At 60.1% G+C, this 15,334-nt stretch carries 10 protein-coding genes; 3 read left to right on the plus strand and 7 right to left on the minus strand.

Annotation, left to right across the window (positions count from 1 at the left end):
• Window positions 1–51 precede the first annotated feature (51 nt).
• From hpaD to ilvD, 6 genes are all read right to left on the minus strand, one after another.
• Complete coding sequence (gene hpaD / locus DFO58_RS09345; RefSeq protein WP_047118796.1) at window positions 52–1,149, minus strand: 3,4-dihydroxyphenylacetate 2,3-dioxygenase; 1,098 nt, start codon at window positions 1,147–1,149, stop codon at window positions 52–54.
• Window positions 1,150–1,182: 33 nt separating this feature from the next.
• Window positions 1,183–2,688 carry a 5-carboxymethyl-2-hydroxymuconate semialdehyde dehydrogenase gene (gene hpaE / locus DFO58_RS09350; RefSeq protein ID WP_047118797.1) on the minus strand — a complete coding sequence of 502 codons (1,506 nt, stop codon included), beginning with the start codon at window positions 2,686–2,688 and terminating at the stop codon, window positions 1,183–1,185.
• Window positions 2,689–2,740: 52 nt separating this feature from the next.
• Window positions 2,741–3,400 carry a GntR family transcriptional regulator gene (locus DFO58_RS09355; protein WP_047118798.1) on the minus strand — a complete coding sequence of 220 codons (660 nt, stop codon included), beginning with the start codon at window positions 3,398–3,400 and terminating at the stop codon, window positions 2,741–2,743.
• Window positions 3,400–4,902, minus strand: a complete 1,503-nt coding sequence (locus tag DFO58_RS09360; RefSeq protein ID WP_113607875.1) for a fumarylacetoacetate hydrolase family protein — start codon at window positions 4,900–4,902, stop codon at window positions 3,400–3,402. The genes DFO58_RS09355 and DFO58_RS09360 overlap by 1 nt, the downstream gene beginning before the upstream one ends.
• Before the next feature lie 1,156 nt (window positions 4,903–6,058).
• The gene (locus DFO58_RS09365; protein WP_120990341.1) at window positions 6,059–7,642 is read right to left on the minus strand and encodes an HNH endonuclease signature motif containing protein; all 1,584 of its coding nucleotides are present in this window, start codon (window positions 7,640–7,642) and stop codon (window positions 6,059–6,061) included.
• An 826-nt stretch (window positions 7,643–8,468) separates the two neighbouring features.
• Entirely contained in the window at window positions 8,469–10,397 is a 1,929-nt protein-coding gene (ilvD, locus tag DFO58_RS09375; RefSeq protein WP_120990344.1) for a dihydroxy-acid dehydratase, read from the minus strand.
• Between the two features lie 84 nt (window positions 10,398–10,481).
• On the opposite strand from ilvD, the gene DFO58_RS09380 reads away from it, so the two are divergent.
• Together DFO58_RS09380 and DFO58_RS18210 are read left to right on the plus strand one after the other, a co-directional pair.
• Window positions 10,482–11,261 carry a helix-turn-helix transcriptional regulator gene (locus DFO58_RS09380; RefSeq protein WP_120990346.1) on the plus strand — a complete coding sequence of 260 codons (780 nt, stop codon included), beginning with the start codon at window positions 10,482–10,484 and terminating at the stop codon, window positions 11,259–11,261.
• A 101-nt stretch (window positions 11,262–11,362) separates the two neighbouring features.
• A complete protein-coding gene (locus tag DFO58_RS18210; RefSeq protein ID WP_147407236.1) occupies window positions 11,363–12,607 on the plus strand; it encodes an AAA family ATPase in 1,245 nt (414 codons plus the stop codon).
• A gap of 1,059 nt (window positions 12,608–13,666) precedes the next feature.
• Here DFO58_RS18210 and DFO58_RS09385 read toward each other — a convergent pair.
• On the minus strand, window positions 13,667–14,371 hold the full coding sequence (locus DFO58_RS09385) for an alpha/beta fold hydrolase (protein WP_183043143.1): 705 nt from the start codon (window positions 14,369–14,371) through the stop codon (window positions 13,667–13,669).
• Between the two features lie 179 nt (window positions 14,372–14,550).
• Between DFO58_RS09385 and DFO58_RS09390 the strand changes: the two genes are divergently transcribed.
• A complete protein-coding gene (locus tag DFO58_RS09390) occupies window positions 14,551–15,291 on the plus strand; it encodes an NUDIX domain-containing protein (RefSeq protein ID WP_113607870.1) in 741 nt (246 codons plus the stop codon).
• The last annotated feature ends 43 nt before the right edge of the window (window positions 15,292–15,334 follow it).

Here is a 15,334-nt window from a genome sequence, read left to right on the forward strand (position 1 = left end):
CCGCAGTTCTTCACGTAGCAGCCAGGGAAGGGCTGCATTCGCGCGAAGGGTTTAGAGCTGGTTGCCCAGCTTGAAGCCCTTCGAAGCCTGGCCGTGGTACGAGCCGTCCTCGTCGCCGGCGCGGGTGTAGGAGAAGCCGTCGGCGCCGATGGTGACTTCCAGTTCGGAGTCGTCGGTGCGCTCGATGATTTCCTGCACGTTGCCGTCCAGGTCCAGGACCTTGGAGGCCTCGGTGTACCACGAAGGCACAACCGGGTTGCCCCACCAGTCGCGGCGCTGGTTATCGTGGACGTTCCAGGTGATGGTCGGGTTGTCCGGATCGCCGGTGTAGTAGTCCTGGGTGTAGATCTCGATGCGGTGGTCGTCAGGATCCAGGATGTACAGGTAGAACGCGTTGGACACGCCGTGGCGGCCCGGGCCGCGCTCGATGCGGTCCGAGATGCGCAGGGCGCCCATCTTGTCGCAGATCTGGATGATGTTGTGCTTCTCGTGGGTGGAGAAGGCCACGTGGTGCAGGCGCGGGCCGTTGCCGCCGGTCAGCGCGGTGTCGTGCACGGTGCCCTTGCGGTGCATCCAGGCTGCGTAGGTGGTGCCCTCGTCGTCCTGGATGTCCTCGGTGACGCGGAAGCCCAGGTCTTCGAGGTACTTGCGGCCGCGCGGAACGTCCGGGGTCACCTGGTTGAAGTGGTCCAGGCGGACCAGCTCGCCGGCCGAGTACAGGTCGTAGCGCATGTGCAGGCGCTCGACGTGGGTGGTCTCGAAGAAGAACTCGTACGGGAAGCCCAGCGGATCCTCGACGCGCAGGGCGTCGCCGATGCCCTTGACGAAGCCGTCCTTGCGGCGCTCGGTGCGGCAGCCCAGCTCCTGGTAGTAGGCCTCGGCCTTGTCGACGTCCTCAGGGGTGCGCACGCGGAATGCCATGGCCTTCAGCGCGGCCACCGGGCCCTTGGTCAGCACCAGGTTGTGGTGGATGAACTCCTCGAAGGAGCGCAGGTAGATCTGGTTCTCGTCCTCGTAGGACACGTGCAGGCCCAGGACGTCCACGTAGAAGTTGCGGGACTTGGCCAGGTCGGTGACGACCAGTTCAGCGTAGGCGCAGCGCAGGATATCCGGTGCTGGTGCGACTGGCTTGGGGATTTCGTTGCTCATTGGGTTGCTCCTTTGCAAGCAGAAATTTTGTGGTTAGGCGCCGAACTTCGGGGTGTGGACATCGCCCAGGGTGATGTGCACTGCCTGCTGGTCGGTGTAGAAGTCGATCGAGCGGTAGCCGCCTTCGTGGCCCAGGCCCGAAGCCTTCACGCCGCCGAACGGGCTGCGCAAATCGCGCACGTTGTGCGAGTTCAGCCAGACCATGCCGGCTTCGATGTCCTGCGCGAAGTTGTGCGCGCGCTTCAGGTCGTTGGTCCACACGTAGGCAGCCAGGCCGTAGCGGGTGTTGTTCGCCAGCTGAAGGGCTTCCTCGTCGGTGTCGAACGGGGTGATGGCGACAACCGGGCCGAAGATCTCTTCCTGGAAGATGCGGGCATCCGGGGCGACGTCGGCGAACACGGTCGGTGCGACGTAGGAGCCGTTCTCCTGGCCCTCGGGCAGGTTCTCCGGGCGTCCGCCGCCGGCCACCAGGCGGCCTTCGGACTTGCCGATCTCGACGTAGCTCATGACCTTGTCGTAGTGCTCAGGGTGCACCAGCGCGCCGACCTGGGTGGCCGGATCGTGCGGATCGCCGACCTTGATGTTCTTGGCGCGGGCCGCGTAGGCCTCGACGAACTTCTCGTAGATGCCGCGCTGGACGAGGATGCGGCTGCCGGCGGTGCAACGCTCGCCGTTCAGCGAGAAGACGCCGAACAGGGTGGAGTCGATGGCCGCGTCGAAGTCGGCGTCGTCGAACACGATGGCAGGGGACTTGCCGCCCAGCTCCATCGACATGCCCTTGAGGTTCTCGGCGCAGTTTCGGAAGATCAGCTGGCCGGTGGAGGACTCGCCGGTGAAGGAGATCAGCGGGACGTCCGGGTGCTTGACCAGTGCGTCGCCTGCGTCTTCGCCCATGCCGTTGACCAGGTTGAAGACGCCCTTCGGCAGGCCGGCTTCCTCGAAGATGGTGGCCCACAGCGAAGCGGACAGCGGGGTGAACTCGGCAGGCTTGAGCACGACGGTGCAGCCCGAAGCGATCGACGGGGCGAGCTTCCAGGACTCCAGCATGAACGGGGTGTTCCACGGGGTGATCAGGCCTGCGACGCCGATCGGCTTGCGGTTCACGTAGTTGATCTGGGTGCCCGGCACCTTCAACGCGGTGTCGTGCTGGGCGACAATCAGGTCGGCGAAGAAGCGGAAGTTCTCCGCGGCGCGCTGGGCCTGGCCCTTGGCCTGGGTGATCGGCAGGCCGGTGTCGAAGGTTTCCATCTCGGCCAGGCGGTCCTGCTGGGCGACGACCGCGTCGGCGATCTTGTACAGAACGTTGGCGCGCTCGCGGGCCTTCATCTTCGGCCATGGGCCGTTCTTGAATGCCTCGGTGGCAGCGGCCACGGCGGCGTCGATGTCGGCCTTCTGGCCGGCTGCGGCGGTGGTGTACGCGGTGTTGGTCACCGGGTCCAGGACCTCGAAGGTCTCGCCGCCAATGGAATCGACGAATTCGCCATTGATGTAGTGCTGGATCTTGGCCGGCAGATTTTCTGGAACGAAGTGCTTGCTCATCAGCGGGCATTTCCTTTCGTGCGGTGTGAAAAATTGGTGCGGGATAAGTTTTCTAGATGGCGCTGGGCGGCATTCCGGCCGAAGCCAGGTACGCGTTCAGCGTGTTCGCGCGGTGCGCGCGGCATGCAGTCTCGATCTGCGCCGGGGTGGCGTGGTTCGCGATCAGCTCCAGCAACGCCTCGTGCTCCTGGACACTGGCCTTGGCCCGTGACGGGATGTGAGTGAAGGAGCTGGCCCGCATGGCCGCCAGTCGGCGCCAGCCGCGCTGGACCAGGTCCAGGATGTGCGGGTTAGGGCACTGGCCGTAGAGCAGCTTGTGGAACTCGGTGTTCATGCGGGTGAACGCGACCGGATCGAAGTCCTCAAGGCACTGGCGCATCGCATCGTTCAGCTTGCGCGCTTCGGCCAGCCACGCGGCGTCCATCGCGTCGGCTGCCAGTGCGGTGGCGGCCGGTTCGATGATCATCAGCGTCTGCATGGTGTGCAGGTAGAGCGTGGAATCCACGTGGGCGACGGTCGCCCCGACGTTGCGGGTGAAGTGCACCAGCCCTTCAGCCTCCAGCCGGCGGATCGCCTCGCGCACCGGGACCACGGAGCAGCCCAGTTCGTCGGCAATGGTGCCCAGCACCAGGCGGTAGCCCGGGGAGTAGGCGCCATTGACGATGCGCTCGGAGACCAGCTGGTAGGCGGCCTCGGACTTGGAAGCGGTCATTACAGCGCCCATGAGTCCAGGTCCGGGCTGCCTGCATCCTTCCAGGCATTGAACTTGGTCTTCCACTCGGCGTTCATCGGGAACAGGCCCTCGATGCCGTGGCCGCGCTTGACCATAGCGAAGATGAACTCGTCGTTCTCCTCGGTGGCCGCCGCCTCGGCGGCGATCTGCTCGACCATGGCCGGCGGGATCACCACGATGCCGTCGGAATCGGCCACGATCACGTCGCCCGGCTGCACCGAGACTCCGCCGCAGGCGACGGTGATATCGCGGTCCCAGGCCACATGCTTGCGGCCGAGGACTGCCGGGTGCGGCCCGTTGTGGAAGACCGGGATATCCAGGTTGCTCACGGCATCCAGGTCGCGCACGCCGCCGTCGGAGATGATGGCCGCGGCGCCGAGCTGCTGCGAACGCAGTGCCAGGATGTCGCCCAAAGTGGCCGAACCGGTCTCGCCGCGGGCCTCCATGACCAGGATCTCGCCGTCCTTGACCGCGTCGATGGCCTGCTTCTGCATGTTGTAGCCGCCGCCGTGGGCCTTGAACAGGTCTTCGCGGTTCGGGATGTAGCGCAGGGTGGCGGCGGTGCCGATCACGCGCTGCATGCCCTTGGTGGCGCCGGAAACCTCGATGTTCACGTTGTTCATGCCGTGCTTGCGCATGGTGCCGGACAGGGTTGCGGTCGCGACGGAGGCCAGCTGCTCGCGGATGGCGTCGGTCAGCACGTCCTTGCCGGTCAGCTTCGGAGCCAGGCCGGCGGACTCGCGGTCGCCGTAGGCGTCTTCCTTGTCCTTTTCGTTGACCTTTGGCTGGTTGCCAAAGTCAGCGAAGGTGGCGGTGCCTTCCACTGCGGTGGTCTTCAGCTTGCCGGTGGTGGCACCGGAGACGAGGTCGGTGACCTCAACCTCGACGATGTCGCCCGGGAAGAAGACGGTGGACCCGGCAGGGGTGCCGGTCAGGATGATGTCGCCGGGCAGCAGGGTCATCTGCTGGGACAGGTCTGCAACGATCTGCGCGAAGGAGAACAGCAGCTCGGAGGTGTCTGCGTCCTGGGCGATGACGCCGTTGACCCAGGTCTGCACGCGCAGCTTGGCAGGGTCGACCGAAGCGGCGTCAAGTGCCATAGGACCCAGCGGGGTGTAGCCGTCGCCGGACTTGGAGCGGATGTTCGATCCCTTGTCCGCGTACTTCATGTCGTGCACGCCCAGGTCGTTCGATGCGGTGATGGAGCCGACGTAGCTCCAGGCATCCTCGACGGAGACGCGGCGGGCTGCCTTGCCGATGATCAGTGCGATCTCACCTTCAAAAGCCAACAGCTCGGTGCCGGCCGGGCGCTCAACGGTGCCGTTGGTGGCAGCCAGGGAGCTGGAAGCCTTCATGAAGTAGCTCGGGAACTTCGGGGTGCGACCGCGCTGCGCTGCACGCGAAGAGTAGCTCAGGTGTACGGCCAGAACCTTTCCTGCCTGGCTGAAGGTTTCCTCGGTGACCGGAATCGGAGTGCTCATCGGTGAATTGCCCACTTTCGTCGTACATGATCTCGTACATCAAATCGTATACGATCAGTGTGCTCTCAATCTCAGGGACTGTCAAGATGGCAATCCACAATTGTTTTCCGGGACCGGACCAAGGGCTCCGAACTCCAGCGATTCCGCGGGTTTCGACAAGTGATTTAATTCTTCGCGGTGCCGTAACGCGAGGAGCTAGAGGCATACGATCCAAACGTCGATTGGGCCCTGGTAAATATCTCGGTTTGTGTGCGATTTCCACGGTGTTCATCTCAGTTTGCCCGTGCCTGCCAAGATGCTTTTATCGTGGCGTGGTGGATCGAATACGTGGAGACGTCGCCATGGACCACAAGCGAACTGCCGGTGAAAAATGAACAGAAAATGTGTTCAGTTCCTGTGGGAGCGCTTCGCAGACCGGCACGACGCCCGAATATCAGGTATCCCTCGTAGCACCTGAAACAGGCGATGCGCAGGGCGGGTGGGGAAAGCCAGCGCCCGAGCTGCCGGTTCGCCGTGCATTCGAGACGCTCTGGGGAACGTCCGGCAATTGGCGATCCGAGAGCCCCGTCCTGCCGATGAACAAAAATAATGCTCATGCTGCAATCCGCTGTTGCCAGGGAGTTGGATTTACGCGGTGCATCTACTTACTTCTGGATCTCAGCACTCCGGACCTATCTTTCGGGAATCCATGCGACCCGAACATGACGATAATTCAAATCCAGAGCGCGTGATGGCGGAAAGTGAACAGAATAATTGTTCACAACAGTGCCTGCGGGGGATGTGGGTGGATGGTGTGCCGTGCTCTTAAAGCGGCGAGTTGTCCAACCTGATATTGGTGAACCCCTGCAGGGTTGCGGCAAATGACTAGAGTCGGCGACAACTAATAACGCGGTGGAAATGAACAGAATTTTTGTTCATTTAGCAGGTCGCTTTTGCTCGATCAGAGAAAATGCAGAAACCGTAGGCGAACTGCCGCCGTCCATTGAATCAATAATTCGTTCATGCGAGGATGGCAACTACTCGCGGCGCTGAACCGAATTCAAAGCACACGAACATGTCAATTGACATGTTGTTTTCTGCCTTGAATCCATACGTAGGCTCGACGATGTGAGGCTGTGGAACGGGGCAACAATCCTGTTTTGGAAACTCGCAAGAGCTAGTTCGCGTCTACTTCAGGCGGTTCTTCGAATTCGTACCCCAGAACTTTCCTTACGCGGTCTGTGAGCTCGATGTCGAGACGTTGCGGGGTGCGATCTGCGTTGAAATCGAAGTTCTGAACGCTCGTCACTGATCCTGGAATTTCGATGCATGTCTGCCCATGAGGAGTGCGCCACATGACTGAGCCATCGGGGAGGTAAGTGTAGTTCCAGCCCAAAGCGTGCTTGAACATCTGATGTCGTTTGCAGCAAAGCTTGGTGTTGGTGCGGTTGGTTCCGCCGCCTTTGGCCCAGTCATCGATGTGTTCAACTTCGGATCGCTCTGGCAAGCGGTTGCATCCCGGGAACTGGCACTGCGTATCCCGGAATCTAAGCAGGTCTCGAAGAGCTTGCGGTGGGCGGTACTTCTTGCGGTCGACGTCGATAACGGCGCCGCTCCACGGGTCAGTCAGCAATCGAAGCATCGACGGGGCATCCGCCGCCAGCTTCAAAGCCGTTCCAATCGGGATTGGACCGTATCCTTCGAGGTCTGCCAAGGCCTTTCGAGGATCTGCCAGCATCTCGACAGCCGGAATCGTTACGGCCACCTTGGTTTTCAGCGTACTGCCGCCGCCCTCCGGCCAACCGTCCAGCAAGGCGTCCCTCAGTGTGTCGTATCTTAATTGACCGCGTGTTCGGGGATCTTCGGGATCGACGTTTGAAACGACATGATGTTCGACGGTGTTTACCACTGAAATGATATCTTCCGCTGGGCCGCGAAGTTGCGCGACCGCCATACCGTCTTTCTCCATCCACCAACGCAGATCCCGAGTTTCTTTTGCATCTTTGTGGCGTTCGTCGATTGGCTTCGGGTGCATCTTTTCGTGAAGCCGGCGTGCCCGTTGCCGGACGGCCGAATCGCTGGCGTGTTTGGCAAATGGCAGCAGGAGTTCTTCCATGCGGTGCACGTCTTCAGTTTCGAGGTCCTGAGCATTTTTGATGATCTCGCGCGCGGTCTGAGTTGTAATTTCACCGGCGCTCAACGCATTCAAGGTTTCAAGGCATAGATGCCGCAAACCTTCAGCCATGGTGAGTTTATTGGAAATGTGATTGTCTGTATCTCTCATGGCGATGGATGCTTCGGCAACAAACGAGGAGCGTGCTATTTCTTGGTCATGTGGGGTGACGCGATAGTAGCCTGCAGACAAATTCGCCAGAATGTCGTCGGCGGAGACACCCATTTCCGCAAGTTGTTTAGGGGTAGGTTCGTCCTCTGCTTGAATGCGGTTGTCGCCGTTGGATTGGAGAGCGACACCTCGCGCGAAGAGTTCGTAGGTGTCCGCCATGAGGACTGCCTCGCTAGCATCCAGCATGCTGCGGAGCCTGCTAAGCATGGCCAGTTGGTCTAGCCCGACGGCCAGGTCTTGGGCAGGCATCTGCTTATTGAGTTCGGTCAGCACTTCCAGGGGACCGGTGAAGTACTTCTGACGCTGAATAGCCGCGCCCCATGTACCTGTCGTTTGGACGGTGTCCCTCAGCCCCGGTGCTTCAATCGGGAGGCGGTGGGAGTCGTCGTCATTCTCGAAAATATCTCTGATACCCATAACTTAATTGTCCTCCGTCTTCCGACAGTATGGGTAAGTATCTACGACTTCGGGATATCTCATTCCTGATCGATAGGGATCAGGTTCGATTCAAAATCATGGTGGTGGCGTCGGTCTTCGCCCTGGGACATCCAAGGGCCTAATCGTGACTGGATGCCTCCGAAGAGAAGCTTCCGATTGTATTTCGACATCCCCGTCACGATCTTGACCGAATCCGCTCTTAACTCATGTCGGGCGAAGTTATCTGAATCCGTGAACCACTGCCATGGGGTGACCATGGAACCGTAGGCCTCGGAGGGAAGCATTCAGGTGGCTTCGCTCGACGTCTTTCTGGAGGAATGCCAGAACGATGAAGCTCAAAAATTCGTCAAGGACTGAATCCTGCGAGAGTTATTCTTGGTGGAATTTCGAAAAACTCTCCTATCCGCAAAAGAGTTCTGACATGCATTTTTATCGGACAGTGGTGCGGAATCATTCCCAAGGAAAGAGTTATTTTTAGAAAACCGCGTCACGAAGCGGCAGTGAAGCACTCTTAACTGGTGAAAGACGAAATCAGCCGCACAACGAACTCATGCCATGGGGATGGCGCAGTTCAGGAATTGCACTTGGGGGTGCGCGGAGAGATTTTGTCTTGTTGGATGCATGCTCACTTGGGGGTGGGAAAGTATCTCGACAGGCCTGGGACTCACAATGGATGAGTCCCAAGTCATTTGTCGTTTCTGGGCCTGTCGGCATCATGCAGCCGAGCTAACGGGCCCGCAAATGCGCGAAGGGCTCGGAGCATTCAGATCGAATGCTCCGAGCCCTTCGCGGCTGTCAGTACGGGTTAGGCCTGTGCGGTTGCTGCCGTACGTTCTGCTGCAGCGGCGCGCTCGTCGGCCTCGCGCAGGGCGCGCTCCACGCGGTCGACGTCGCGCACCGCGCCCTTGTCCGCAGACAGGGCCATGGCGGCGTAGGCGCGCAGCGCAGGGGAAACCACGCGCTCGCGGTTGGCCGGGCGGTAGCCGGTGGTGGCCAGCAAGCGCTCGCGGCGCTCGGCCAGGACGTCGTCGGAGACGTTCAGGGTCAGGCCGCGGGTCGGGATGTCGATCGAGATCGAGTCGCCGTCCTCGACCAGTGCGATGAGTCCGCCGGAGGCCGCCTCGGGGGAGACGTGGCCGATGGACAGGCCCGAGGTGCCGCCGGAGAAGCGGCCGTCGGTGATCAGCGCGCATTCCTTGCCCAGGCCGCGGCCCTTGAGGAACGAGGTCGGGTAGAGCATTTCCTGCATGCCTGGGCCGCCCTTGGGGCCTTCGTAGCGGATGACGACGACGTCGCCGGCCTTGACCTGCTTGTTCAGGATCTTCTCGACTGCCTCGTCCTGGGACTCGCAGACCACAGCCGGGCCCGTGAAGGTCCAGATGGAAGGGTCCACGCCGGCGGTCTTAACCACGGCGCCGTCCACGGCGATGTTGCCGCGCAGCACGGCCAGGCCGCCGTCCTTGGAGTAGGCGTGCTCGACCGAGCGGATGCAGCCTTCGGCTGCGTCGGTGTCCAGGTCCTCCCACTGGGCGGATTGGGAGAACGCGGTGGAGGAGCGCACGCCGCCCGGGGCTGCGTGCCACAGGGCGAGGGATTCCTCGGTGGCCGCACCGCCGCGGATGTCCCAGGCGTCCAGCCATTCGCCCATGGTCTTGGAGTGCACGGTGTGCACGGTCTCGTCCAGCAGGCCGCCGCGGCGCAGCTCGCCGAGGATGGCGGGGATGCCGCCGGCGCGGTGCACGTCCTCCATGTAGTAGATCTTGCCGGCGCCTGCCGCGTTCGGCGCGACCTTGGCCAGGCACGGCACGCGGCGGGAGACCGCGTCGATCTCGTCCAGGCCGAACTCGACGCCGGCCTCGTGGGCGGCGGCGAGCAGGTGCAGGATGGTGTTGGTGGAACCGCCCATGGCGATGTCCAGGGCCATGGCGTTGCCGAAGGCCTGCTCGGTGGCGATGCTGCGCGGCAGCACCGAGTCGTCGGATTCGCCGTAGTAGCGGTTGGAGATCTCGACAACCAGCTTGCCGGCGTTCTCGTAGAGGTCCTTGCGGGCGGTATGGGTGGCCAGGGTGGAGCCGTTGCCCGGCAGCGACAGGCCCATGGCCTCGGTCAGGCAGTTCATCGAGTTCGCGGTGAACATGCCGGAGCACGAGCCGCAGGTCGGGCAGGCAGACTCCTCGATGCGCAGCAGGTCCGCGTCGGAGACGTTCTCGTTCACCGCCTCGGAGATGGCGTCGACCAGGTCCAGGGTGCGCACGGTGCCGTCCACCAGGGTGGCTCGGCCGGATTCCATCGGGCCGCCCGAGACGAACACGGTCGGGATGTTCAGGCGCAGTGCGGCCATCAGCATGCCCGGGGTGATCTTGTCGCAGTTGGAGATGCAGATCAGCGCGTCGGCGCAGTGGGCGTTGACCATGTATTCGACCGAGTCGGCGATCAGGTCGCGGCTGGGCAGCGAGTACAGCATGCCGCCGTGGCCCATGGCGATGCCGTCGTCCACCGCGATGGTGTTGAACTCGCGCGGGATGCCGCCGGCGGCGGTGATCGCCTCGGAGACGATGCGGCCCACTGGCTGCAGGTGGGTGTGGCCCGGAACGAATTCGGTGAAGCTGTTGGCCACGGCGATGATCGGCTTGCGGCCCAGATCTGCGCCGTTGACTCCGGCCGCGCGGAACAGGGCGCGGGCGCCTGCCATGTTGCGGCCATGGGTGACGGTGTGGGAACGAAGTGTGGTCATTGCATAATCACATCACAGGTTTTGCCGCAGACCCAGACGGTGACAATACTAGTACTACTACTACCAGATGACGATGGGACGCCGATGAACGCTAGTCAGCGCCGCAGGGAAGAGCTCGCCGGTTTCCTCAAGGACCGACGGGCCCGGGCGGACCGCGCTGCCCACGGACTGCCCGCGGTGGGGCGCAGCCGGCTGCGCGGGCTGCGGCGGGAGGAAGTGGCCACGCTGGCCGGCATCAGCGTCACCTGGTACACGTGGCTTGAGCAGGCGCGCGACATCAACCCCTCGCGCCAGGTGCTCGACTCGCTGGCCCGGCTCTACCGGCTGACCCCGGTGGAAACCACCTACCTGCTCTCGCTGGGCGGGCACCGCGACACCATTCCGGCCGCTTCCGAGGGCATGACCCCGGCGCTGCAGCGATTGCTGGATGCATTGGACTTCCCGGCGTTCCTGCTCTCCGCGGACTGGAGCATCATCGGCTGGAACCAGCACTATGCGCAGCTGTACCCGAGGATTCAGACGCTGGAGGAGGGCGATCGGAACCTGCTCTGGCTGGTGTTCACCGACGCGGCGCTCCGGGAAATGCTGCCCGATTGGGCGGAGCAGAGCCGCCGGTTCGTGGGGAGTTTCCGCGCCGAGACCCGCGGTTGGCTGAATCCGGCGGGGGAGAGCGGCATCGTCGCCCGCGTCTCGGCGGCCTCGCCGGAGTTCGCTGCGATCTGGAAGGAGCGCGACGTCGCTGGCTTCGGCACGCGCGAGCGGCTGTTCAACCACCCGGCCAAGGGGCTGACCCGCTACGAGCAGCACAACCTGATTCCGGCAGAAGCCTCGGATTTGACGCTGCTATGCTACGTGAAAAGTTGAGCATCCGGTCGCGTCGCGGCCCAGAGGCGAACGTATTTGATATAAATTAGGCGTAATCGTTTGGCAAACAATGGTACTGGGTACCGATGATGGGAATTGGCTTGGCAACTTACCACGTACACGAAATTTTTACACCAACATCGAAAGCAAGTCTGAATTATGTTGAAAGACAAGATTTGCATGACCAAATGTACGATGCTTTGATGACTCCAGGAACTCAAATTATAGTTTTTGGAGAATCTGGTGCGGGTAAGTCTACACTTCTAAGGAGAAAACTTGCAGACTTCTCGAAAGGTTCAATTACAACTTTTTGCACTAAAGACTCAACTTATGAATCAATACTTTTTGCGGCCTTTGACGAACTAAACGCGCTTGAGATAAGTGAATCTTTCGACTCTGGGGATTCGCAGGTCGTGGCATCAATTTCAGCCGATGCGGTGCTTGTTAAGTCGGCTCTGGAAGCAACTGAAAAGACTTCTTCCAGCACCAAGGAAACACGTCTACTTCCACCCCAACTAACTCCTCAGAGGCTAGCAAAAATGCTGTCCCAGCGGCAGTATATATGGGTTTTGGAAGACTTTCATAAGGTTTCCGATGAAGTTAAAACATCTATAGCTCAGATCCTTAAGGTCTTTTGTGATGTGGCTGATATCTCTGGGGACGTACGCGTAGTGCTCCTAGGCGCGGTGGAATCCGCTTATCAAGTTGTCAAATTCGATCCCGAGATGGAGGATCGTGTTTGTGAAATTGAAGTTCCTGTACTGACTGATCAAGAGTTGTCGGAAATAATTACACAAGGATCCAAACTTCTAAAGGTCGATATGAGTGAAATAAAGGAATCTATTGTCGACCATTCAAGTGGATTAGCCAAGGTTTGTCATCAGCTCGCATTGACTGCATGCCGCAATGCCGGTGTTTACCAAACAATGGAACAGGAAGTTTCTGTAACTCCAGAACATTTACATATGGCTATCAAGCGATATGTGAATAGCTCTAGCGACACTCTTAGAGAGAAATTTGACCGCGCTGTCGATAGAAAAAGGGTCCGGAAGTTTGATAACGGTACTATTATTCTTGGGGCTTTATGTGCAGGAGAAAAAAGCGGATTGAATCATGCTGAGCTTATGGAATCAATCACCAAGGATTTCCCGGATTACCCCTCAAGTAATCTCACTACATATCTGAATAGAATGCTTGATTCGGACGATCCTATAATTCGGAGGGTTGGCCAATCGAAATATCGATTCTCTAATCCGTTCCTTCGTTCTTATGCTCAGTTTAGAATACTGGGATCGGTGCAACTTGACCGAGAGCTGCAAGATTTGTTTAAGAGTATTGAAGACTAGGATTCAGTAGCTAAATCTATCTTAAAATTCAGTAGCTACATCTATCATAAAATGCCGTATCTGCAAGCGTGGACATTGGTTGCCTTTTACTTGGTTCAAATTAGGCGGGATTATAGAAATATTTTACTTCGTTGCAACCAATTTTTGAAAGAAATGAATTGCATCTAATGGTGAAAGGTCGGCTTCAATTCATTGAATTTGCTTCACTTAAGGTAGTCAGGTCAAACCTGTGAATGATTCGGTCCGAGATTTTGCTCATATCCCCGTAACGGTACGTCAGCTTTTTGATCTGATGAACTTAGGTCAAATTTTCTTGGCCTTCCACAAGCCCACCGGGCCGAAGCCCACCGGGCCGAAGCCCACGCTGAACACTGGTGGGTTTTATGGTTCTGAGGCGTGGCAATCGGCACCACCCCCTGTTGCTCGTGCTCAGTAGAGGTACTTGGAAGTACCCGCGTATAGAATCGGTAAGAGTGATGGATGGACTGGATATCAATGTTAATCGCAGGCGTCCCAGCGGTAAGTTACAGGTCCAGTAAACCGGGAAAGACTGCTCGGTATTCGTACCTGCGTATGTTTGGCCCTCTAGTAAGCGCAACATGCTCTTTGATGCCAGTCGGCTCAGGAACGACTCCGAGAAATCTGCTGTGAGCTGCGACTTGAATCAGGGCTTGTTGCCCGGCTGTGAGTTGACAATTGTTGACCTACTATGCTCCTGTATCTCTAGCGCATTGGATGCTTCATGCGCGAGATGAGGAGGTATCAGTGCGGATCGTAGTCGTCTAACCTACGACAACGGTGAATTCGGAAAGCGCTACCCGATCGTTACGCAGGTGCTAACCGATACCCGCAGCGGTACTTCCATATACGTTTGCTATGCAGCTCGTAACGGCAGCTACTTCCAGGAAATTGCTGCTGTTGATTGAATCATGGGCCGTTGTCAATTGATCCAAACACTAAGTCGCATCTGCCTGCCTCCACCAGTCTGACAAGACGCTGATCGGCTCCTGAAACAGTAGCCGTTTGACTAGCGTCCCTGGTGGGGCTAGCGCTAATGACCTATAACTTCATGAAATCAAAGGTCTTTTCCTTGAATTCGCGACTCGTGACGGCGTTCGCATGGTTGCGTCCGGTCAGCCAGAGCACCTCGTTGCGAGTGCCGGCATCCTTGAGCAGGCGGCGCAGCTGCGGCATCGTGGTGGCCAGATCATCGAGGTCGCCGGCGACCAGCAGCGTAGGCGTGGAGGGGACCTTGGCTTCAGGTTCGAAGGGCTCGGTCTTGATGCCCTCGATCAGCTTGAACAGCGCTTCGGCATCGTTGGACGGCTCCGCGGCGACAATCTGCATGATGGACGCGGTGAGGTCGTCGTTGATCTCCTCGCCGCTGGCAAGGAACTTGCGGGCCTGTTCGATCTCGAAGCCGGCGAGCATGTCGTTGGCGCCCGGGCCGCCCATGACCAGGTGCTCGACCAGATCCGGGTTCCACGCGGCGAATTCCCATGCAAGGCGCGAGCCCAGCGAGTAGCCCAGCACGTCGACTGGACCTTCGTCCAGATCAATCACGATGGCTGCCAGCGCCTGGCGGATCTGGCTCGGAGCCCAGCTGCCTTCGTTGCGGTGCGGGTCGGTGCCGTGGCCGGGAAGGTCGACAAGCAGGACGTTGCGGCCGTGGTCGGTGAAATAATTCGTCCACCGGGCCCGTTCCCAATTCGATTCGCCGGATGAGGCGAAGCCGTGGATGAGCAGTACGGATGGTCCGCTCACCTCGAAGTTTGTGCGAATGACGCGGAGATTCAGATCAAGGGTCATGCTACCGATCATAGGCCACAAAACAGGTAAACATCGTCTTGCGCTAGCGCGACGAGGTAGTTAATGTCAGAATGACTCTAACGCGGTCCGGACCGCGGAAACTGCTGGAAAACCTGAAACGGGGCTTACACCTGATGACATCGGTACCAAGCTGGGCAAACGTCGACGAACGGCGGAACATGCCGCCGACGCTGGCGGTGTCCACGGTGATCCTCGGCATCCGCGAGGGCGTCGAGGGCGGGCCGGACAAGCTGTGCCTGCCGCTGGTGCGCCGAATCCGCCAGCCGCATGCGGGATTGTGGGCGCTGCCCGGCGGTCCGGTGGGGGCGCGCGAGTCGCTGGGCCAAGCGGCCGGGCGCACGCTGGCTGAGACGACCGGGCTGCGGCCGAACTACCTGGAGCAGCTGTACACCTTCGGGGACATCGACCGCTCGCCTACGCACCGGCTGGTGACCATCGCCTACTTCGCGCTGATGCACGTGGACCAGGTGGGCGCGACGGTGCGGGACGAGAACGTCGCGTGGTTCGACATCGATGATCCGCAGATTGCGCGGATGGCCTTCGACCACCGCCAGATCGTGGACTACGCGCTGTGGCGGCTGCGCAACAAGACCGAATACGGGCAGATCGCGCACCGGCTGCTCGGCGAGCGCTTCACCCTCGCGGCGCTGCGCGGGGTGTACGAGGCGATCCTCGGTCGCCGGCTGGATCCGGCGAACTTCCGGCGCACGCTGAACTCGACCGCCAGCATCGAGGCGACCGACGAATACCAGGCCGGCGGCAAGCACCGTCCGCCGCGGCTGTACCGCTACGTCGGGCACGGGCCCGATCCGCTGCAGGTCGACCCGCTGCAGGTCGAGCCGCCGCAGGGCTGAGCGCGAACTTCACCACACATCCTTCAACTACACATCTTTCAAC

This window comes from Arthrobacter sp. AG1021 (assembly GCF_003633665.1).
Lineage (GTDB): Bacteria > Actinomycetota > Actinomycetes > Actinomycetales > Micrococcaceae > Glutamicibacter > Glutamicibacter soli.

Coding starts and splice junctions, on each gene's coding strand:
- hpaE (WP_047118797.1), bottom strand. CDS start 2,688: ATGAGCAAGCACTTCGTTCCAGAAAATCTGCCGGCCAAGATCCAGCAC.
- DFO58_RS09365 (WP_120990341.1), bottom strand. CDS start 7,642: ATGGGTATCAGAGATATTTTCGAGAATGACGACGACTCCCACCGCCTC.
- ilvD (WP_120990344.1), bottom strand. CDS start 10,397: ATGACCACACTTCGTTCCCACACCGTCACCCATGGCCGCAACATGGCA.
- hpaD (WP_047118796.1), bottom strand. CDS start 1,149: ATGAGCAACGAAATCCCCAAGCCAGTCGCACCAGCACCGGATATCCTG.
- DFO58_RS09355 (WP_047118798.1), bottom strand. CDS start 3,400: ATGACCGCTTCCAAGTCCGAGGCCGCCTACCAGCTGGTCTCCGAGCGC.
- DFO58_RS09390 (WP_113607870.1), top strand. CDS start 14,551: ATGACATCGGTACCAAGCTGGGCAAACGTCGACGAACGGCGGAACATG.
- DFO58_RS09380 (WP_120990346.1), top strand. CDS start 10,482: ATGAACGCTAGTCAGCGCCGCAGGGAAGAGCTCGCCGGTTTCCTCAAG.
- DFO58_RS09360 (WP_113607875.1), bottom strand. CDS start 4,902: ATGAGCACTCCGATTCCGGTCACCGAGGAAACCTTCAGCCAGGCAGGA.